General features: G+C 63.6%; 19 protein-coding genes. 8 read left to right on the plus strand and 11 right to left on the minus strand.

Annotated elements, in window-relative coordinates; genetic code table 11:
- Positions 1 to 17: 17 nt before the first annotated feature.
- Entirely contained in the window at positions 18 to 890 is an 873-nt protein-coding gene (locus N7650_RS24120) for a LysR substrate-binding domain-containing protein (protein ID WP_009401170.1), read from the minus strand.
- Positions 891 to 1,006: 116 nt separating this feature from the next.
- Here N7650_RS24120 and N7650_RS24125 point away from each other — a divergent pair, with 116 nt between their 5' ends.
- On the plus strand, positions 1,007 to 2,644 hold the full coding sequence (locus tag N7650_RS24125) for a 5-guanidino-2-oxopentanoate decarboxylase (protein ID WP_279900340.1): 1,638 nt from the start codon (positions 1,007 to 1,009) through the stop codon (positions 2,642 to 2,644).
- Here N7650_RS24125 and N7650_RS24130 read toward each other — a convergent pair.
- Positions 2,641 to 3,540 carry an AraC family transcriptional regulator gene (locus N7650_RS24130; protein ID WP_009401168.1) on the minus strand — a complete coding sequence of 300 codons (900 nt, stop codon included), beginning with the start codon at positions 3,538 to 3,540 and terminating at the stop codon, positions 2,641 to 2,643. The two genes, N7650_RS24125 and N7650_RS24130, sit on opposite strands and share 4 nt — an antisense overlap.
- A 305-nt stretch (positions 3,541 to 3,845) precedes the next feature.
- Between N7650_RS24130 and N7650_RS24135 the strand changes: the two genes are divergently transcribed.
- Together N7650_RS24135 and N7650_RS24140 are read left to right on the plus strand one after the other, a co-directional pair.
- A complete protein-coding gene (locus tag N7650_RS24135) occupies positions 3,846 to 4,139 on the plus strand; it encodes an antibiotic biosynthesis monooxygenase family protein (RefSeq protein WP_009401167.1) in 294 nt (97 codons plus the stop codon).
- Positions 4,140 to 4,177: 38 nt separating this feature from the next.
- Positions 4,178 to 4,408 (plus strand): hypothetical protein, encoded by a 231-nt coding sequence (locus tag N7650_RS24140; RefSeq protein WP_009401166.1) that lies wholly within the window; start codon positions 4,178 to 4,180, stop codon positions 4,406 to 4,408.
- 7 nt (positions 4,409 to 4,415) lie between these two features.
- Here N7650_RS24140 and N7650_RS24145 read toward each other — a convergent pair whose 3' ends face one another.
- The 3 genes from N7650_RS24145 to N7650_RS24155 all read right to left on the minus strand — a co-directional run bounded on the left by N7650_RS24145 (position 4,416) and on the right by N7650_RS24155 (position 5,854).
- Positions 4,416 to 5,021, minus strand: a complete 606-nt coding sequence (locus N7650_RS24145; RefSeq protein ID WP_009401165.1) for a flavin reductase family protein — start codon at positions 5,019 to 5,021, stop codon at positions 4,416 to 4,418.
- Between the two features lie 117 nt (positions 5,022 to 5,138).
- Positions 5,139 to 5,465: a hypothetical protein gene (locus N7650_RS24150; protein ID WP_009401164.1), complete on the minus strand. Its 327-nt coding sequence runs from the start codon at positions 5,463 to 5,465 to the stop codon at positions 5,139 to 5,141.
- Positions 5,462 to 5,854: a hypothetical protein gene (locus tag N7650_RS24155; protein WP_279900342.1), complete on the minus strand. Its 393-nt coding sequence runs from the start codon at positions 5,852 to 5,854 to the stop codon at positions 5,462 to 5,464. The genes N7650_RS24150 and N7650_RS24155 overlap by 4 nt, the downstream gene beginning before the upstream one ends.
- On the opposite strand from N7650_RS24155, the gene N7650_RS24160 reads away from it, so the two are divergent.
- Entirely contained in the window at positions 5,814 to 6,572 is a 759-nt protein-coding gene (locus N7650_RS24160; protein ID WP_009401163.1) for a hypothetical protein, read from the plus strand. The genes N7650_RS24155 and N7650_RS24160 overlap by 41 nt on opposite strands.
- A gap of 51 nt (positions 6,573 to 6,623) precedes the next feature.
- On the opposite strand, the gene N7650_RS24165 is transcribed toward N7650_RS24160, so the two are convergent.
- The 6 genes from N7650_RS24165 to bglX all read right to left on the minus strand — a co-directional run bounded on the left by N7650_RS24165 (position 6,624) and on the right by bglX (position 14,791).
- The gene (locus N7650_RS24165; protein ID WP_279900343.1) at positions 6,624 to 7,103 is read right to left on the minus strand and encodes a hypothetical protein; all 480 of its coding nucleotides are present in this window, start codon (positions 7,101 to 7,103) and stop codon (positions 6,624 to 6,626) included.
- Entirely contained in the window at positions 7,081 to 7,680 is a 600-nt protein-coding gene (locus N7650_RS24170) for a DUF6036 family nucleotidyltransferase (protein ID WP_279900344.1), read from the minus strand. Before N7650_RS24170 ends, N7650_RS24165 begins: the two co-directional genes overlap by 23 nt.
- A 73-nt stretch (positions 7,681 to 7,753) precedes the next feature.
- Positions 7,754 to 9,079, minus strand: coding sequence for an MFS transporter (locus N7650_RS24175; protein WP_279900345.1), 1,326 nt, complete (start codon positions 9,077 to 9,079; stop codon positions 7,754 to 7,756).
- 268 nt (positions 9,080 to 9,347) lie between these two features.
- The gene (locus N7650_RS24180) at positions 9,348 to 10,682 is read right to left on the minus strand and encodes a sigma-54 dependent transcriptional regulator (protein ID WP_279900348.1); all 1,335 of its coding nucleotides are present in this window, start codon (positions 10,680 to 10,682) and stop codon (positions 9,348 to 9,350) included.
- The gene (locus N7650_RS24185; protein WP_279900349.1) at positions 10,676 to 12,433 is read right to left on the minus strand and encodes an ATP-binding protein; all 1,758 of its coding nucleotides are present in this window, start codon (positions 12,431 to 12,433) and stop codon (positions 10,676 to 10,678) included. The genes N7650_RS24180 and N7650_RS24185 overlap by 7 nt, the downstream gene beginning before the upstream one ends.
- Positions 12,434 to 12,493: 60 nt before the next feature.
- Positions 12,494 to 14,791 (minus strand): beta-glucosidase BglX, encoded by a 2,298-nt coding sequence (gene bglX, locus N7650_RS24190; protein ID WP_279900350.1) that lies wholly within the window; start codon positions 14,789 to 14,791, stop codon positions 12,494 to 12,496.
- 185 nt (positions 14,792 to 14,976) lie between these two features.
- On the opposite strand from bglX, the gene N7650_RS24195 reads away from it, so the two are divergent.
- The 4 genes from N7650_RS24195 (at position 14,977) to N7650_RS24210 (ending at position 18,376) form a co-directional block, all read left to right on the plus strand.
- Positions 14,977 to 15,573: a LemA family protein gene (locus tag N7650_RS24195; protein ID WP_279900351.1), complete on the plus strand. Its 597-nt coding sequence runs from the start codon at positions 14,977 to 14,979 to the stop codon at positions 15,571 to 15,573.
- A complete protein-coding gene (locus N7650_RS24200) occupies positions 15,573 to 16,310 on the plus strand; it encodes a TPM domain-containing protein (protein WP_009401155.1) in 738 nt (245 codons plus the stop codon). The genes N7650_RS24195 and N7650_RS24200 overlap by 1 nt, the downstream gene beginning before the upstream one ends.
- A gap of 158 nt (positions 16,311 to 16,468) precedes the next feature.
- Positions 16,469 to 17,086 carry a TPM domain-containing protein gene (locus N7650_RS24205; protein WP_009401154.1) on the plus strand — a complete coding sequence of 206 codons (618 nt, stop codon included), beginning with the start codon at positions 16,469 to 16,471 and terminating at the stop codon, positions 17,084 to 17,086.
- Between the two features lie 78 nt (positions 17,087 to 17,164).
- Positions 17,165 to 18,376, plus strand: a complete 1,212-nt coding sequence (locus N7650_RS24210) for an SAM-dependent methyltransferase (RefSeq protein WP_279900353.1) — start codon at positions 17,165 to 17,167, stop codon at positions 18,374 to 18,376.
- The last annotated feature ends 298 nt before the right edge of the window (positions 18,377 to 18,674 follow it).

Below are 18,674 nucleotides of genomic sequence, written 5' to 3' on the forward strand. Positions count from 1 at the left end.
CGATGAGGCCCGAAAGATCACCGCCTCCGTGCCTGCTCCCTCAACCATGCAACAAGCTCCACCAACCCCGGTGCCGCCACCTTTCCCGGCCTTGCCAGGTAGTAACCCTTCCCGGTAGGCACCTTCAAATCGAATGGCATTACCAACCTGCCGCCGACCAGATCATCCCCGATCAACGCCCAATCCCCGATCGCCACCCCGGTTCCTTGGGAGGCCATGGCCATCGCCATATCCAGCGTCTCGAAATGCTGGCGCCGGCCCTGGATCTCCAGCCCGCTTCCGGCCGCCTCCAGCCAGGTCTGCCAATCCCGTTCGTCCCGAGTCGGGTGCAGCAGCATGTGCCCGGCCAGATCCGCCACCTCGCGCAGCGGCGTGGTACCCGCCAGCAAATGCGGCGAGCAGACCGGCGTCAGTTGCTCGTCGAACAGTTTCAATGCCTCGCCCTCCGGCTCGGCGCCATAGACCACCGCCGCATCGAAGCCCTCCCGGCGAAAATCCACCCCGTGCTGGATGGTGGTGGTCAGTTCCACCGGCACGTCCGGCCGCAACGCCTGCCATTCCATCAACCGTGGCAGCAGCCAGCGCATCACGCAGGTCGGCGCTTTCAATTGCAGGGTGCCGCGTGGCGCGCCGATCTGCTGCACGCCGTCTTCGATCAGGCTGAACACCTGCTGTACCCGGGGCAGCCATTCCTGCCCTTCGCGGGTCAGGCTCAAACCGCGGGCCTGGCGGATGAACAGCGGATAGCCGAGGTGTTCCTCGAGCCCGGCGATCTGCCGGCTGACCGCCCCCTGGGTCAGGTGCAACTGCTGGGCGGCACGGGTGAAGTTGCAGCATTGGGCCGTCACCAGGAAGGTATGCAGGGCGGCAAGGGGAGGGAGTCGTTTCATCGGAATAAGCCATGATCTGGGCGCATGGCTAGTATGAGGAACTTTGCCTTGTGCCGGTAGCCGCCCGGCGGTCCAATGAAGGCCTGGCCCCGAACACAGACAATAGGCTCACGAACATGGCGACTTGCGGCGAAGTGCTGGTAAAACTCCTCGAAAACTACGGTGTGGACCATGTGTTCGGCATCCCGGGCGTGCATACCGTGGAACTCTATCGAGGCCTCGCGGCGTCCGCTATCCGGCATATCACCCCGCGCCATGAGCAAGGCGCCGGCTTCATGGCTGACGGTTATTCGCGCACCCGTGGCAAACCTGGCGTCTGTTTCATCATCACCGGCCCGGGCATGACCAACATCACCACCGCCATGGGCCAGGCCTACGCCGATTCGATCCCGATGCTGGTGATTTCCAGCGTGCAATCGCGCAGCGCCCTGGGCGGCGGGCGGGGCAAGTTGCATGAACTGCCGAACCAGAGCGAACTGGTTCGCGGTGTCGCTGCCTTTTCCCATACCCTGATGTCCGCCGACGACCTGCCGCAAGTCCTGGCCCGTGCCTTTGCCGTGTTCGATGGCGCACGTCCGCGGCCTGTGCATATCGAGATTCCGTTGGATGTGATCGTCGAGCCGGCCGATCACCTGCTGGGCAGCGAGCCGGTGCGCGTCGAGCGTGCCGCCGCAGCTCCGGGCACAGCGGCGAAAATGGCCGCCCTGCTGGCCAGTGCCCGTCGTCCGCTGATTCTTGCCGGTGGCGGCGCCATCGGCGCCAGCGCCTCGCTGACCCGCCTCGCCGAGTACCTCCAGGCGCCGACCGCGCTGACCATCAATGCCAAGGGCACGTTGCCGTCCCGTCATCCGCTGCTGATCGGCTCGACCCAGTCCCTGGCCGCCACCCGTGAGCTGGTGCGCGAGGCCGATGTGGTACTGGCCATTGGCACGGAACTGGCCGAGACCGACTACGACGTCACCTTCAAGGGTGGCTTCGAGATCCCCGGCACCCTGCTGCGCATCGACATCGACCCGGACCAGACCGTACGCAACTACCCGCCGAAGCTGGCCATGGTCGCCGATGCCGGGCATGCCTGCGATGCGCTGCTGCATGCCCTTGGCGAACAGCCATCACCGGTTCGCGCCGGTGAGTGGGGCCCGGCCCGCGCGGCGCGGCTGAAAGAAACCCTGGCCGCACAGTGGGACGACGCGGCAACCGCCCAGACCCTGTTCCTCGATACCATTCTTGAAGCCTTGCCACAGGCCGTGCTGGTGGGCGATTCGACCCAGCCGGTGTACACCGGCAACCTGACCCTCGATCTGGACCATCCGCGCCGCTGGTTCAATGCGTCCACTGGCTACGGCACCCTTGGATATGCCCTGCCGGCGGCCATGGGGGCCTGGCTGGGCAGTGCGCAGGAAGCCGCACAGCGCCTGCCGGTGGTCTGCCTGATCGGCGACGGTGGTATCCAGTTCACCCTGCCCGAGCTGGCCAGTGCCGTGGAGGCGCAGGTGCCACTGATCGTCCTGTTGTGGAACAACCAGGGCTACGAGGAAATCAAGCGCTACATGGTCAACCGCGATATCGAACCGGTGGGCGTGGATATCCACACGCCGGACTTCGTCACCATCGCCAAGGGCTTTGGCTGCGCGGCGCAAGCGGTGAGTGAAGTCCAGGCCCTGAAGGCGGCGCTGGTCGCCGCTGCCGGCCGCCAGGGACCGACGCTGATCGAGATCGACCAGCGTCGCTGGACCGACAACGCCCTGGATTAAATCGCGTTACGCAGGCGCGCCATATCCCGCAACGGGGGCGCGCCGTACAGCCGGCTGTATTCGCGGCTGAATTGCGACGGGCTTTCATAGCCGACCCGATAACCTGCCACCGCCGCCTCCAGGCCATCGTTGAGCATCAGCCGACGAGCTTCCTGGAGGCGCAGTTGTTTCTGGTACTGCAACGGGCTCATCGACGTCACCGACTTGAAACGGTGATGCAGTGCCGAGACGCTCAGGTTCACCTCCCGGGCCAGGTCCTCGATGCGCAGCGGCTTGTCGTAGTAGTCGTTGAGCCACTGGATCGCCTGGCAGACCCGATGGGTCTGGCTGTTGGACATGGCGATTTCATACAGGCGGTGGCCCTGTTTCCCGCGCAACAGGCGGTAAAGGATTTCCCGTCGGATCAACGGTGCCAACACCGGGATGTCCTTCGGCGTATCCAGCAGGCGGATCAGGCGAATCAGCGCGTCCAGCAGCGCCGGGTCCAGGCGCTCGACGAACAGCCCGCGCTCGGACGCCGCCGGCACGCCCATGGGTCCGGCATCGGCGATCAGGTTGTTGATTTCTGCGGGGTCGATGTCCAGGCGAATGCCCAGGCTCGGGTTTTCCGGGCTGGCATCCAGGTACACGCCGCTGATCGGCATGGCCACCGACACCACCATGTAATGCAGCGGGTCGTAGACATAGCGCTCGTCGCCCAGGTGCACGGCCTTGCTGCCCTGGGCCAGGATGCACAGGGCAGGGTGGGCCAGGGTCGGCATGGAGCGGATGTTCTCTTCATGGCGGACCAGGAACAGGCCATTGATCGCCGGCGAGTCGACGTGTCGGCGGACCAGGTCGGCAAGGGCTTCACGCAGCGATTCGAGGGCAGGATCGAGAGGTTCGGCGGATGACATGGACGAGCTTCCTCAGCAGGATTTTCGCAGCATAGGTTTGTGCAAGTCCCGGCGCTAGCTGAAAGCTGTCGGGTTCTTGCACGATCCTGCCGGGACAGGCGGATCGCTACCAACCTTAAGCGATTGGCCTGTCCCGGGGGATTCATGGCGCCGCCTGGGCGTTTCATCGACTGCCCGGCCGTCTCATGGTCGTCATGCAGGATCAGGCAATTTACCGACAGCATCGGCCTAACGGCGATGGCGGCGGGCTGGCTAATCTTGGCAGCCTGGCAGTTTCCCCTGACCGCTTCAAAGGAGCACCGCACATGACGACATCTCGACCGGTCAGCCATCTCTCCTTCGTGCGCGCCAGTGCAGGGCGCTCGGCAGAGCTGGGCGAACGTCTTCAACAATTGCGCGAGCCGACCCGCAGCACCCCGGGTTGCCTGGGCTTCAGCCTGCAACGCTCGTCTTGCGACAGCCACCTCTGGTTGCTCAGCAGTCAGTGGCAGGATCCGTCGGCGATGAACGACTACTTTCACTCGCCCAGCCTGCAACTGTTCGGCGAACTGGTGCAGGCACGGGTTCTGGAGAGCCTCGATCTGCACACCTTCAGCTAGAATGACGGCCTTTTTCGCAATCATCGGGTTTGACGACAATGGCGCGCAGGGTATTCGTAGGGTTTGAAGCGGTGGCGGCGATGGTGCCGACCGAGGGTGGCTACCATGCCGCGATCGCGGTAAAAGGCCTGGGCGCCGTGGGCGCGCCGACCTTCCACAAGGTACTCGATGGCCAGGTGTTCAAGACCGCCACGGCCGCCGACGAAGCGGCGAATGCCGAACTGCAGCGCCTGCAAGGCGTCAGCGCCGACGCCGAGCTGGTCTGGTAGGCGCGCTTCAGCGCTGCGGGCGGCCCATCTTGAACAGGTTGCCCAATTCGAAATAGTCCGCCGGGCCGCCGCCACGCAGGATCGGCTCGGCGGCGGCGGTATCGTAGATACCGTCCTTGAGCAGATGCTCGGCAATATGCACCGCCACCACTTCGCCCAGGATCAGCCAGCTGGGTACCGGTTCCTGATCGGCGCGCTTGAGCTGGATGATCTGGCTCACCTTGCACTCGAACGACACCGGGCTCTCCTGGACCCGCGGCACCGCGATCACCCGCGAGGCTGCCGGGGTCAGCTGGCTCAGGGCGAACTCATCGACCTCCGGCGCGACTGGCGCGCAGCTTTGGTTCATCGCCTCGGCCAGCGGACGGGTGGCCAGGTTCCAGGCGAACTCACCGGTCTGCTCGATATTGTTCAGGCTGTCTTTGCGCCCGACGCTGCAGAAACCGATGATCGGCGGAATGTAGTTGAAGGCGTTGAAGAAACTGTAGGGCGCCAGGTTCAGGCGGCCTTCGGTGTCGTGGGAAGAGATCCAGCCGATCGGGCGCGGACCGACGATGGCATTGAACGGATCATGGGGCAGGCCGTGGCCTTTGGCGGGTTCGTAGTAGTACATCGGGCGGGCCTTGTTGGCGGGTACAGGGGGAAGGACACCTAGTGTGCCAAGAGTGGCGGGCCCTGAAAACGATTAAGCCCGGCCGAAGCCGGGCTGTGGAAGGTGAAACCGCAGGTCTTAGCTGAAACGATGGGCCTGGGTGCGGTCGAAACCATCGGCGGCGAATTGAGCGCCCTTGGTGCGATCGAAGCCGTCTTCAGCGAATTTGGCGCCGTTGGTGCGATCGAAACCGTCTTCGGCGAATTTGGCGCCGTGGGTGCGATCGAAACCGTCTTCGGCGAATTTGGCAGCGCCGGTGTGATCGAAACCATCTTCGGCGACTGCGGCCGCGTGGGTTTGCGCCTGGCTGAAGTTATGGCTGCCAGTGCGGTCGAAGCCGTCGGCGGCAAAAGCATTGGCGGTCAGGACAGAGAAGGCCAGGGTCAGGATCAGTTTGCTTTTCATGGTGGTTGCTCCGGGGTAGTGAGTGGGTTGCTTGTTTCTATGGGTTTAATGCTACGCCGATTGATTTGATAAAAAAGCGCAAAAAATCGGCCATAAAGATCGTATAAATAGATATGAATGGCGACAGAAATCCCTGTGGGAGCTGGCTTGCCAGCGATAGCGTCAGGCTGGGCAACATCACTGCTCCTGCTGGCCTCATCGCTGGCAAGCCAGCTTCCACAGGGTTGCGTGTCGACGGGTAGAAAAATGAAAGAATTTTCACCTACGCATTTTTCATTTTTCACCCACGCTTTTTTCATCGCTCCCTGAGCAATCTCCGCGGCAATCGACCCTGGAGCGACTCCCACAATGAATAAACTCCCGCAAATCACCCTGGCGTTCTGGATCATGAAGATCTGCGCCACCACCCTTGGGGAAACGGCCGGCGACCTGCTGTCGATGACCCTGAACGTCGGCTACGCGCTAAGCTCGGTGATCCTGATCAGCCTGTTCCTCGCCACGCTTCTGGCGCAACTGGTCTCGCGCAAATACCACCCGGCGCTTTACTGGCTGGTGATCCTCTCCACCAGCACCGCCGGCACCACCATGTCCGACTTCATGGACCGCACCCTGGGCCTGGGCTACGCCACCGGCTCGGCGATCCTGATCGGTATCCTCGCATTGACCTTCGCCCTGTGGCGCATGAGCGGCAACACCCTCAACGTCAACCACATCAGCAGCCGGCGCGGCGAGATCTTCTATTGGGTGGCGATACTGTTCTCCAACACCCTGGGCACGGCGCTGGGCGATTATCTGGCGGATGATTCGGGACTGGGCTTTGCCGGTGGTGCGTTGCTGATCGGTTCGGCGATCTGCCTGGTGGTGATCGCGCGCTACGTGACCCGGATTTCGCCAGTGGCGCTGTTCTGGATCGCCTTTGTCCTGACCCGGCCGTTCGGCGCGACCCTTGGAGATTTCCTGACCAAACCCTACGAGAAGGGCGGGCTGGATTTCGGCACCGTGGGCTCTTCGGCAGTGCTGGGCGGGGTGTTGCTGCTGATGGTGGGGATGGCTTATTACTTTAATGCCCGGCGGACCCAGCAGGCTGAGTTGGCGCGGATATCCTGAACGTCACTTTGCCACGAGAGGTCGTTGTGCGATCCCTCGTGGCAGGTGGATTCAGAGAGGGGGGTACCCTGACTTCAAATTGTGTGCATCCACATAGTGGCGTGTCTGGAAATCCAGCACCGAGGAAAACAGGCGGCTAGCGTCCTCGTCCACCCCCCATGCCTGGGCGAGCTTGTCCCTGGTATGCACCGCTGTCTGACGCCACGGGCCGGCTGCGCTGAGCCGCTTTTCCCATGCTTGCACGAAGCCCTTGAGTAATCCGGCATCGTGATCATCCAGACAGGGATAGCGGCGCAAGCGGTCCATCAGATAGAGCAACCTGCGCTTGCGTAGCAAGGGCAGTGCAGGGTCATCCAGACGCTCATGAACCTTCGCTTTGGCATGATCGGTATCGAACCAGACAGATTTGGCAAAGCAGGCAAAAACATCCTCATCCACTTTGTGGAGAGGTTCTTTGCTGACTTTCACCACGACCTGCTCGAGTGCATCGTGCTTGCGGGCCTTAGCTTTAGGATTGGTAACCAAACTCATCCAATACCAGTCTCAGATAGCTCAGGGTGGTCGATTTGTCGCAAGGACAGTAGTCGATGGCTTGCCTGGCAAGCATATCAAGACTTTTCAGGTTCACATTCCTTGTTCGGATAAGCGTACGAATATCTTCGTGGTCACGATCGGTGAAACGACCGAGTTTGGTAATGATGAGATCGATGGGAGCTGCCACGAAAACCTGCAAGCGAGCGGCCTCTTGGCCGGGGGAGAGCGGGATGGCCCGTTCGTTGAAGTCCTCATGGATCGGACACAGTGAGGTATTGAAGCGCGTGTCGTATTGGACCTGCATGTCACGTCCGTTCAGTTCATAGTCTTCTGGCTCGCCGTCAAGTAATGCGATTATCTCCGTTCGGTTCACCCCCGCAGCTATCTCTAGCTCGGCGTCGACATCTGCGCTGCCGCGAGCGTTGGTCAGCATATGCAACGCGCAGCCGCCAAAGATGTAAGCCTTGAATGCACCCGAAGGCTTTCCTTCCAGTAGCGGAAGAACGCGATCAAACAGACGAATCACAGCAAGAGTAAGAGGTGTCTCGAAGTATTCTGGTACGTGGTTGTTCATTGATGTCTCCAATAAAAAAGCCCCCGACTTTCCGGTCGAGGGCTTCGTTTTCAGCAGATCACGGGTGATCTAATCAGTCAGTCACGATCCGCGAGTGCTTCTGTGTGTCCTTCATGAACACATACACCAGCAGCGAGCAGGCGATGCAAGCGGTGACGTACCAGTAGTAACCGGTCTCCATGCCCGCGCTCTTGAACCACAGCGCTACGTATTCAGCCGTACCGCCGAAGATCGATACCGTCAGCGCGTACGGCAGGCCGACGCCCAGTGCGCGGATCTCGGTAGGGAACAGCTCGGCCTTCACCACGGCGTTGATCGAGGTGTAGCCGCTGACGATGATCAGCGCCGCCATGATCAGGAAGAACGCGCCCCACCAGCTTTGCACGGTGTGCAGGGTCGAGAGGATCGGCACGGTGAAGATCGTGCCGAGTACACCGAAGGCGATCAGGATCGGACGCCGGCCGATCTTGTCCGACAGCGCGCCGATCACCGGTTGCAGGCACATGAACAGGAACAGGGTGGCCGCCGAGATCATGGTCGAGTCGGTAATGCTCATGCCCACGGTGTTGACCAGGTACTTCTGCATGTAGGTGGTGTAGGTGTAGAACGCCAGGGTGCCGCCCATGGTCAGGCCGACCACGGTGGCGAGTTCCTTCGGATGGCGCAGCAGGGTGCGCATCAGGCTTTCCTTGGCCTTGGGCTTTTCCTTTTTGGTGAAGGACTCGGTCTCTTCCATGCCGCGGCGCAGGTACAGCGCAACCACCGCGCACAGCGCGCCGATCACGAAGGGTACGCGCCAGCCCCAGGCGTACAACTGCTCGGTGGTCAGGGTCTGTTGCAGGACGATCAGCACGGCGAGGGCGATAAGCTGGCCGGAGATCAGGGTCACGTACTGGAAGCTGGAGAAAAAACCACGGCGTTTCTTGTCGGCCATTTCGCTGAGGTAGGTGGCCGAGGTGCCGTATTCTCCACCCACCGACAGGCCCTGCATCAGGCGGGCGATGACCAGCAGGATCGGTGCGGCGACGCCGATGGTTTCATAGCCCGGGGTCAGGGCGATGACCAGGGAGCCGAAGCACATCAGCAGCACCGAAGCCATCAGCGCCGCCTTGCGTCCCTTGCGGTCGGCGTACAGGCCCATCAGCCAGCCGCCGATCGGGCGCATCAGGAAGCCCACGGCGAAGATCGCGGCGGTGTTGAGCAGTTGCGCAGTGGTGTCGCCGGCCGGGAAGAACGCCTTGGCGAAGTACAGGGAGAATGCGGCGTAGACGTACCAGTCGTACCACTCGACCATGTTGCCCACCGACCCGCTGAAGATCGATTTGAGGCGGCTGGAGGTGGTCTTTGGCGCAGCCGTGGCAGTGGCTGCCCCGGCAGGCAGGGTGGAAGTGTTATCCATTGGACGGAACCTTCATGTTGTTTTTGTGGTGGCGCGTTGGAGCGCGGCCTGCGGGGGCTATAGCAGGAGGTGTGCCAGGGGAACCGGGGTGGCCCCAATCGCTGGCAAGCCAGCTCCCACAGGTCCTGTGTCAGGCCCGTATTCAGCGGCTTGCAGGGAACCTGTGGGAGCTGGCTTGCCAGCGATGAGGCCAGCCCAGGCAACAACAATGAAGGGCTTGATAAGCGGATTTCCGCTTATGGAATGTAGGAAGCAAGCGGAAATCCGCTCATGGCCTATCGAGAAAATCCTCCCGCACCAGCCCATGGCGCTGCATTTTCTCGTTCAGGGTCCGCCGCGGCAGTTGCAGCTCCTCCATCACCGCCTTGATTTCCCCTTTATGCCTCCGCAGCGAGGTACGCAGGCAGTTGGCCTCGAACGCCTCGCTCTGCGCCGCCAGCGAGGAGTCCGCCGCCACCTGCGGCGCCGAGGGATCGCTCAGGCCCATGGCATGGCGTTCCGCCGCATTGGCCAGCTCGCGCACGTTGCCCGGCCAGTCATGCCCGAGCAATTGCCCGAGCTGGGCGATGCTCAACGGCGGCGCGGTGCGGCCGATGCGCTCGGCGGCATGCCGGGCGAAATGTTCGAACAGCAGGGGAATGTCCTCGCGCCGCTCGCGCAGCGGCGCCAGGCGCAGCTCGGCAATATTCAGCCGGTACACCAGGTCCTCGCGAAAGCGCCCGGCGCGGGCTTCTTCGAGCAGGTCCGGCTTGGTCGCGGCGACGATGCGCAGATCCACCTCGATGCTCTGGTTGGCCCCCAGGCGTTCCAGCCTGTGCTCCTGGATCACCCGCAGCAGCTTGGCCTGCTGGGCCAGGGGCATGCTTTCGATCTCGTCGAGAAACACCGTGCCGCCGTTGGCATATTCCAGCTTGCCGATGCGCTTGCCCTGGGCGCCGGTAAAGGCCCCGCTCTCGTGGCCGAACAGCTCGGCCTCGAACAGGTGCTCAGGGATAGCCGCGCAGTTCAGGGCCACGAAGGGTTTGGCGGCCCGCGGCCCGAAATCATGCAGGCAACGGGCGACCTGCTCCTTGCCGCTGCCGGTTTCGCCGCGGATCAGCACGTTGACCGGCAACGCCGCCAGTTCCAGCACCTGGCGACGCAACTGCTGCATGCCCTGGGTCATGCCGAGCAGGGTGGCTTCCAGGCGGGTCCTGAGATCGGCCTGTTCGTGCAGGCGGCGGTTCTCCAGGATCAGTCGACGCTTCTCCAGCGCTCGTTGCAGGCTGCCCAAGAGGCTTTCCGGGCTGAAGGGTTTTTCCAGGAAGTCGTAGGCGCCGTTGCGCATGGCCTCCACCGCCATGGGGACATCACCGTGGCCGGTGAGCAGGATCACCGGCAGGTCGGCATCACGCGCTTGCAGCGCTGCCAGCAGTTGCAGGCCATCCATGCCGGGCATGCGTACATCGCTGAGGATCACCCCGGGGAAATGCGCCGGCAGTTGCGCCAGGCATTCTTCGGCGCGGCTGAACGGCTGCACCTCGAAGCCGGAGAGCCCCAGCCATTGCTGGACCGCCGTGCGGATGCTGGCTTCATCGTCGACGACAATCACCGAATTCAACATACGGGCTCCGGATCACGGGGAAGGGTAAAGCTGAAACGGGCGCCGCCCGGCTGGTTCTCGACCACCAGGCGGCTGCCGGCCTCGTGGATGATGCCATAGGAAATCGCCAGGCCCAGCCCCAGCCCCTCACCTACCGGCTTGGTGGTGAAGAACGGATCGAAGACATTGCCCAGGTGTTCCGGGGCGATGCCGCCACCGCTGTCCAGCACGCTCAGGCGCCAGCCATCGGTCTCGGCCTCGATGCGGATTTCCAGGCGGCGAAAGCCCTTGTCGAGCATGGCGTCGAGGGCGTTGTGCAGCAGGTTGATCAGTACCTGTTCCAGGCGGATCGCATCGCCGCGCACCCAGGCCGGTCGCGCCAGGTACAGCGCGGTGCTGACGTTTTCCGCGCGGATGCGTGCATCCAGCAATTGCAGGGCGTGGTCCACCACCGTGGCCAGGTCCAGCCGTTCGCGCAGGCCACTGGGGCTGTTGCGGGCGAAGGTCTTGAGGTGGCCGGTGAGCGAGGCCATGCGCGTGAGCATCTGTTCCAGCGGCACCAGGGCCTGGCGGGCGTCTTCCAGGCGATCGTGGTCCAGCAGCAGGCGCAGCGTCGCCAGTTGCATGCGCTGGGCCGTCAGTGGCTGGTTCAGCTCGTGGGCCAGGGCGGCGGACATCTGCCCCAGCGCCGCCAGCTTGGTCGATTGCACCAGGCCTTCCTGGGCAGTGCGCAGCTCGCGTGTGCGTTCTTCCACCAGCCGCTTCAACTCCTCGCGGCTGCGCTGGCGCAGGCGGGCCAGGCGCAGGCGCTGGCTGATGAAGAGCAAGGCGAAGACCAGGCTCAGCCATATCGCCGCTGCCGCCAGCGCGGCGTTCCTGCCGTCGTTGCCGGTCTGTGGCTGGCGCAGCAGGTGCAGGGTCCAGCCTTCGCTCTCCAGCGGCAGGCTTTCCCACAGGTAATCGACCGATCCCTGTGGCCCCTGCACCCGCACCAGGTTGCTGGTGTCGTCGAAGCGTTCGAGCACCTGGCGCTGCAGCGGTACCAGCGCTTGCTTGTCGTACTGCCGGGTCTGTTCCAGCTCGTTGAAGTCATGGGCCGACAGCGTATTCAGCTTGCGATAGCGCCAGCCATCCTGGTTGGCGATAAAGATGATCCCGCGCGAGTCGGTGACCAGGACCACGTCATTGCCCTGGCGCCACTCCCGTTCGAGCTCGGGAAACTCCAGCTTGACCACCATGGCGCCGATGAAGCCCTGCTGTTCGTCGGTCACCGCACTGGAGAGGAAATAGCCGGGAATCCCGCTGGTCACCCCGACCGCGTAGAAGCGCCCGGTGCCCTGGCTGCGGGTCTGCTTGAAGTAAGGGCGGAACGCATAGTTGTGGCCCACGTAGGTGGTGGGCAGCCGCCAATTGCTCGCGGCCACGGCCAGGCCGGTGCGGTCGAGCAGTTCCAGGGTCGAAGAGTTGGCCGCGCCGTTGATGCGCTCCAGCTTGTGGTTGAGATGGTCCTGGGTGGCTCCCTCGACCGGGCCGCGCAGGGCGCTGATCAGTTCGGGATCGAGGGCCAGCACCGCTGGCAGGGCGCGGTAGCGTTCGATCAGGGTATGCAGCGAGTTGGCGTACAACCCAAGCTGCTGGCTGGCGCGGGCGGCGTCCTCGAGCATTGCCTGCTGCTCGGCGTGCTGCCGCGCCCAGGTGGCGGCGATCAGGGTGCCGGCGGCGATCGCGAGGACGATCAGGCCCAGGCGCAAGGTGCGAAAGGAAAGCGACATGGCAGGCCATCCGGGCGAGGGGGAAGGCCGGAGGGCGCTTCCCCTTGGGCGTGGCGACGCTTACAGCAGCTCGAAGCTCTGCTGCTGCACCGACTCGGAATCCAGGCCGACCTGTACGTTGAACTCGCCCGCTTCGGCGGCGTACTTCAACTGGCTGTTGTAGAACTTCAGGTCGTCCTCGCTGATGCGGAAGGTCACCGTACGTTCTTCGCCCGCCTTGAGCAGGATCTTCTGGAAGTTCTTCAGTTCCTTCACCGGCCGGCTCATCGACGCGGCGACGTCCTGCACGTACAGCTGGACCACGGTTTCGCCGTCACGCTTGCCGGTGTTCTTCACCGTGACGCTGGCTTCCAGGCTGCCGCCTTTCTTCAGGGTCTTGCCCGACAGGGTCAGCGGCGACAGCGAGAAGTCGGTATAGCTCAGGCCATAGCCGAACGGATACAGCGGGCCGTTGGGCTCCTCGAAGTACTGCGAGGTGTAGTTGCCCGGTTTGCCCGGGGTGAACGGCCGGCCGATGCGCATGTGGTTGTAGTACATCGGGATCTGCCCCACGGAACGGGGGAAGGTGATCGGCAGCTTGCCCGACGGGTTGTAGTCGCCGAACAGCACGTCGGCGATGGCGTTGCCGCCCTCGGTGCCGGAGAACCAGGTTTCGAGGATGGCGTCGGCCTGCTCGCGCTCCCAGGCGATCGACAGCGGACGGCCGTTCATCAGTACCAGCACCAGCGGCTTGCCGGTGGCCTTCAGGGCCTTGATCAGGTCGCGCTGCACCGCCGGGATTTCCAGGGTGGTACGGCTGGAGGATTCGTGGGACATGCCACGGGATTCTCCGACCACGGCCACCACCACGTCGGCGCTCCGCGCGGCCTTCACCGCTTCGTCGATCAGTACCTGGGCCGGACGCGGGTCGTTGACGATTTCCGGGGCGTCGAAGTTGAGGAAGTTCAGGTAATCGAACATCGCCTTGTCGCCGGTGATGTTCGAGCCCTTGGCGTAGACCAGCTTCGCCTTGTCGCCGATGGCGCGGCGCAGGCCTTCGCGGACGGTCACCGAATGCACCGGCTTACCGTCGGCGGCCCAACTGCCCATCATGTCGATCGGCGCATCGGCCAGCGGGCCGACCAGGGCGATGGTGCCGCTCTTCTTCAGTGGCAGGGTCTGCGCGCGGTTTTCCAGCAGCACCAGGCCGCGGCGCGCCACGTCGCGGGCGGCCTCGCGGTGCAGGCGGGCGTCGGCGTAGTAGTCCGGTACATCGTTCTCGGCCTTGCCGATACGCACGTAAGGGTCCTTGAACAGGCCCATGTCGTACTTGGCACCCAGCACTTCGCGTACCGCCTGGTCGAGCTCGGCCTGGCTGACTTCACCGGACTTGAGCAGGCCCGGCAGTTCCTCGCCGTACAGGGTGTCGTTCATGCTCATGTCGATACCGGCCTTGATCGCCAGCTTCGCCGCCTCGCGGCCGTCGCGGGCCACGCCATGGCGGATCAGTTCCTGGATGGCGCCGTGGTCGCTGATGGTCACCCCATCGAAGCCCCACTCCTTGCGCAGCAGGTCGTTCATCAACCAGGTGTCGGAGGTGGCCGGCACGCCGTTGATCGAGTTCAGCGCCACCATCACCCCGCCGGCACCGGCGTCGATGGCCGCGCGGTAGGGAGGCAGGTAGTCGTTGTACATCTTCGGCAGGCTCATATCGACCGTGTTGTAGTCGCGCCCGCCTTCCACCGCGCCGTACAGGGCGAAGTGCTTGACGATGGCCATGATGCTGTCCGGCTCGGCCGGGCTCTTGCCCTGGAACGACTCGACCATCACCTTGCCGATCTTCGAGGTCAGGTAGGTGTCTTCGCCGAAGCCTTCGCTGGTGCGGCCCCAGCGCGGGTCACGGGCGATATCGACCATGGGTGCGAAGGTCATGTCGAGGGAGTCGGCGGCGGCTTCGACGGCGGAGGTGCGGCCGACGGTGGCGATCGCCTGCATGTCCCAGGACGAGGCCATGCCCAGGCCGATCGGGAAGATGGTGCGGTTACCGTGGATGGTGTCGTAGGCGAAGAACATCGGGATCTTCAGGCGGCTGCGCATGGCGGCGTCCTGCATCGGCCGGTTCTCCGGGGCGGTGCGCGAGTTGAAGGTGCCGCCGATGCGGCCGGCGGCGATTTCCTCGCGGATCTTCTCGCGGGGCATTTCCGGGCCGATGGAGATCAGGCGCAACTGGCCGATCTTTTCGTCCTGGGTCATCTGGCCCAGCAATTTGTCGACGAAAGCCTTCTTTTCCTGCAACTGCGCGGCGGCGGCGGAGGTATCGGCCAGGGCGACCTGACTGGCCAGGCTAACGAGCAGACCCAGCAAACACAGTTTCTTCATGAATTCTGTTCTCGTGGCTCACACCGGTATTCACGGGCGATACCGGCCAGCCGAAATTGGGGGAGCGGCTATTGTTGTAGTTTGCTGGGGCACGTTTTTAGCCGATGGAACCCGTACTCGCCAGCAGCGGTCACGGATTATGCCTCAAGTGCGGCGGCAAACGGACAAACAAGGAGCTTCACACGATGGTTGCAATCACCCGTGGCAAAACCTGGCTGCTGATCCTGCTCGCCAGCCTGCTGGCCGGCTGCGGCATCAACAACATTCCCAGCTACGACGAACAGGTCAAGGCGGCCTGGGGCCAGGTGCAGAACCAGTACCAGCGGCGTGCCGACCTGATTCCCAACCTGGTGGAAACCGTGAAGGGCTACGCCAGGCATGAACAGGACACTCTCACCGCGGTGATCGAAGCCCGGGCCAAGGCCACCTCGATCCAGGTGGATGCGAAAACCCTCGACGATCCGGAAAAGCTCAAGCAGTTCCAGGCCGCCCAGGCCCAGTTGACCGGTGCGCTGAGCCGCTTGATGGTGGTGGCGGAGCAATACCCCAACCTCAAGGCCGACCAGAATTTCCTCGCCTTGCAGTCCCAGCTCGAAGGCACGGAAAACCGCATCGCCGTGGCGCGCAAGGACTTCATTGCGGCGGTGCAGAAGTACAACACCGAGATCCGCACCTTCCCCGGGCGCATCTGGCACAGCCTGATGTACAGCGACCTGCCGCTGCGCGAGAGCTTCGAGGCTACCAGCGCCAATGCCGACAAAGCGCCTGAAGTGAAGTTCTGATGCGCGCGTTCAAGGCCTTTGCCTTGCTGGCGCTGCTGCTGGCAGCGCTGGTGGTGCGTGCCGACGTGGTGTTTCCCGCGTTGAGCGGGCGGGTGGTGGACGATGCCAACCTGCTTGACGCCCACACCCGCGTCCAGTTGAGCCAGATGCTCGAAGCCCATGAACAGGCCACCGGCGAGCAGGTGGTGGTGGCCACGGTGCCTGACCTGCAGGGTTTGCCCATCGAGGAGTACGGTTATCAACTCGGCCGGTACTGGGGCATCGGCCAGAAGGGCAAGGACAACGGCGCCCTGCTGATCGTCGCACCGCAGCAGCGCAAGGTGCGGATCGAGGTGGGTTACGGCCTGGAAGGGCTGCTCACCGATGCGCAGAGCTCGGTGATCATCAACCGCATCATCCTCCCGGCGTTCAAGCGTGGGGAAATGAGCCAGGGCATCGTCCAGGGCAGTGCGGCGATCCTCCAGGTGCTCGGCGGCAATCCGCTGGCGCAGCCGTCGCGGGCCAGTTCCGCGGACGGCGAGGGCGAGCCGCCGTCATTGTGGGCGATCGGTTTGTTCATCGTGCTGGTGGTGGTTGTGCTTTATCTCCAGGGCCTTGGAGGCGGAGGCCGGCGCGGTGGGCCTGGCGGTGGATTCGGTGGCGGGTTTGGCGGGTTGGGGGGTGGTCGCGGAGGTGGCGGCGGCTTTGGTGGAGGCGGTGGCAGCTTTGGCGGTGGCGGCTCCTCCGGTAGTTGGTGATCCCACCATTTCCCTAGCCCCTGGAGAACCCTGTGGGAGCTGGCTTGCCAGCGATAGGGCCCTGACAGACACCATCATTGCTCCTGCTGGCCTCATCGCTGGCAAGCCAGCTCCCACAGGGTTCTGTGGTGAGGCTGAAACTGTTCAAAGGAAACACAATGGCACTACTTAACGAATTCCAGCAACGCCAGGTCGCCGAGGCCATCGCCGCCGCCGAGCGCGAAACCGACGCCGAGCTGGTCACCGTCCTGGCCCGCAGCGCCGACGACTACGCCTATGTCCCGCTGGTCTGGGCCAGCCTGCTGGCGCTGCTGGTGCCGGGACTGCTCTTCTACCTCACCGGCTGGTTCAGCGCCCACGGCCTGCTGCTGACCCAATGGCTGACCTTCATCGTGCTGGTCCTGATCCTGCGGTTACCCGTCTTCACCAGCCGCCTGGTGCCGCGCCGGGTTCGCCAGTGGCGCGCGTCGAACCTGGCCCGCCGTCAGTTCCTCGAACAGAACCTGCACCACACCGCCGGCCGCACCGGGGTGCTGATCTTTGTCTGCGAGGCGGAGCGTTACGTGGAGATACTGGTGGACGACGGCATCGCCGCGCGCCTTGACGACCAGGTCTGGGAGGCACTCGTCGCCACGTTCACCGCCCAGGTTCGCGCCGGTCAGGTGCTCGAAGGCTTCCTCACCTGCATCGCTGCCTGCGGTGACCTGCTCAAGGCCCATGTTCCGGCCACCAGCCAGCGCAACGAACTGCCCAATCGCCTGGTCCTGCTGGAATGACGCGCTGATCGAAAACCTGTGCGCTGGCCGGGCATCCACGTAAAATGCTCGGCATTGAACCCGAGGCACCCCTTTCCCATGTCTGCTATTCCCTCCACCCAGGCCGCGCCGGATGCCCGTGCGCAGTTTCTCGCCCTGCTCGCCGACGCCCTGCACCAGCAATCCCTGGTCAAGCTGGTACTGGCCCGGCATGTCGGCGACGAAGCCGACCTGCAGCGCATCACTGCCAAGCCGCTGACCGTCAAGGGCACGCCCAGCCTGCAATTCGTCTATCGCTACAAGACCCGCGACATCACCCGCAACCTGGCGCTGGACGAGGCCCTGGCGCAGATCGGCGAATGGCTGCCGGGTTCGTTCCGCAACGCCCACCTGCTCAGCCTGGCGGATGAAGCGCAACTGGAGTTCAGCAAGAAGGGCAAGCCCATGCTCCACCGCAACGCCGCGCAGCAGGTGCGCCAGGTTGCGGCAGGCGAGCATGACCGCGAGAAGAAGCGCTACCTGGAACTGAGCCGGCCCTTCCTCCACGACCTGGGCGTGACCGACAAGCAGCAGGCGCTGATTCCGGCGATGTCGCGCAAGTGGAAGCAGATCAACAAGTTCATCGAAGTGTTCTCCCACGCCTTCGGCAGCGTGGCGTTGCCGGTCGAACAGCCGGTGCGGGTGGCGGATTTCGGCTCGGGCAAGGGCTACCTGACGTTCGCCATCCACGACTACCTGAGCAATACGTTGCAGCGTCCGGCGCAGGTCACTGGCGTGGAACTGCGCGCGGACATGGTCGAGCTATGCAACAAGGCCGCCAGCCACCTGGAGCACCCGGGGCTGGTGTTCGAACAGGGTGATGTGCGCAGCGTGGTGCCGGCCAGTATCGACGTGATGATCGCCCTGCATGCCTGCGATATCGCCACCGACTACGCGATTAATACCGGCATCCGTTGTGGCGCCGCGATCATCATGTGCTCGCCATGCTGCCACAAGCAGATCCGCCCGCAACTGAGCAGCCCGGGGCTGCTCAAGCCGATGCTGCAATACGGCCTGCACCTGGGCCAGCAGGCCGAGATGCTCACTGACAGCCTGCGGGCCCTGTACCTGGAAGCGTGCGGGTACGAAACCAAGGTCTTCGAGTTCATTTCGTTGGAGCACACAAACAAGAACAAGATGATTCTCGCGACCAAGCGCAAGGAGGCGGGGGATCCGGCGGTGTTGCTGGGGAAGATTGCCGAGTTGAAGGCGTTCTATGGGGTTTCGGAGCACTGCCTTGAAACGCTGCTGCGGGCTGATGGGTTGATTTGAGGGGGTGGCTGATGGCCTCATCGCTGGCAAGCCATCCATAAACTGTTGCATATCAGTCGTGAACTTCACCGATTTCCGACTTTCTTGTAGGTAATTTCCCAAGCATACTCCCCGACCCCGCCTGGTGGTTGCGTCATGTGGAAACGCTGCCTAGTCTGCGTCGGTCGTCGCGATATTGACGATGCCGGATTAGCAGTTCGGCTATGAGCAAACCATCAGCCAGCGCTTTATGGCGGCTGTACGTGTGGGCGCCTTTGGGCGCGCCGGGTTTGCTCATTGACCGGTCTGCTAACCCACG

The sequence above is a fragment of the Pseudomonas sp. GD04058 genome (assembly GCF_029836855.1).
GTDB classification, from domain to species: domain Bacteria; phylum Pseudomonadota; class Gammaproteobacteria; order Pseudomonadales; family Pseudomonadaceae; genus Aquipseudomonas; species Aquipseudomonas bharatica.

Excerpts from the sequence above, each read along its gene's own strand:
- N7650_RS24120 (WP_009401170.1), bottom strand. The coding sequence starts at position 890 with ATGAAACGACTCCCTCCCCTTGCCGCCCTGCATACCTTCCTGGTGACG.
- N7650_RS24150 (WP_009401164.1), bottom strand. The coding sequence starts at position 5,465 with ATGAAAAGCAAACTGATCCTGACCCTGGCCTTCTCTGTCCTGACCGCC.
- N7650_RS24130 (WP_009401168.1), bottom strand. The coding sequence starts at position 3,540 with ATGTCATCCGCCGAACCTCTCGATCCTGCCCTCGAATCGCTGCGTGAA.
- N7650_RS24165 (WP_279900343.1), bottom strand. The coding sequence starts at position 7,103 with ATGAGTTTGGTTACCAATCCTAAAGCTAAGGCCCGCAAGCACGATGCA.
- N7650_RS24140 (WP_009401166.1), top strand. The coding sequence starts at position 4,178 with ATGGCGCGCAGGGTATTCGTAGGGTTTGAAGCGGTGGCGGCGATGGTG.
- N7650_RS24135 (WP_009401167.1), top strand. The coding sequence starts at position 3,846 with ATGACGACATCTCGACCGGTCAGCCATCTCTCCTTCGTGCGCGCCAGT.
- N7650_RS24175 (WP_279900345.1), bottom strand. The coding sequence starts at position 9,079 with ATGGATAACACTTCCACCCTGCCTGCCGGGGCAGCCACTGCCACGGCT.
- N7650_RS24160 (WP_009401163.1), top strand. The coding sequence starts at position 5,814 with ATGAATAAACTCCCGCAAATCACCCTGGCGTTCTGGATCATGAAGATC.
- N7650_RS24125 (WP_279900340.1), top strand. The coding sequence starts at position 1,007 with ATGGCGACTTGCGGCGAAGTGCTGGTAAAACTCCTCGAAAACTACGGT.
- N7650_RS24180 (WP_279900348.1), bottom strand. The coding sequence starts at position 10,682 with ATGTTGAATTCGGTGATTGTCGTCGACGATGAAGCCAGCATCCGCACG.
- N7650_RS24205 (WP_009401154.1), top strand. The coding sequence starts at position 16,469 with ATGGCACTACTTAACGAATTCCAGCAACGCCAGGTCGCCGAGGCCATC.
- N7650_RS24210 (WP_279900353.1), top strand. The coding sequence starts at position 17,165 with ATGTCTGCTATTCCCTCCACCCAGGCCGCGCCGGATGCCCGTGCGCAG.
- N7650_RS24195 (WP_279900351.1), top strand. The coding sequence starts at position 14,977 with ATGGTTGCAATCACCCGTGGCAAAACCTGGCTGCTGATCCTGCTCGCC.
- N7650_RS24170 (WP_279900344.1), bottom strand. The coding sequence starts at position 7,680 with ATGAACAACCACGTACCAGAATACTTCGAGACACCTCTTACTCTTGCT.
- N7650_RS24155 (WP_279900342.1), bottom strand. The coding sequence starts at position 5,854 with ATGATCCAGAACGCCAGGGTGATTTGCGGGAGTTTATTCATTGTGGGA.
- N7650_RS24200 (WP_009401155.1), top strand. The coding sequence starts at position 15,573 with ATGCGCGCGTTCAAGGCCTTTGCCTTGCTGGCGCTGCTGCTGGCAGCG.
- N7650_RS24145 (WP_009401165.1), bottom strand. The coding sequence starts at position 5,021 with ATGTACTACTACGAACCCGCCAAAGGCCACGGCCTGCCCCATGATCCG.
- N7650_RS24185 (WP_279900349.1), bottom strand. The coding sequence starts at position 12,433 with ATGTCGCTTTCCTTTCGCACCTTGCGCCTGGGCCTGATCGTCCTCGCG.
- bglX (WP_279900350.1), bottom strand. The coding sequence starts at position 14,791 with ATGAAGAAACTGTGTTTGCTGGGTCTGCTCGTTAGCCTGGCCAGTCAG.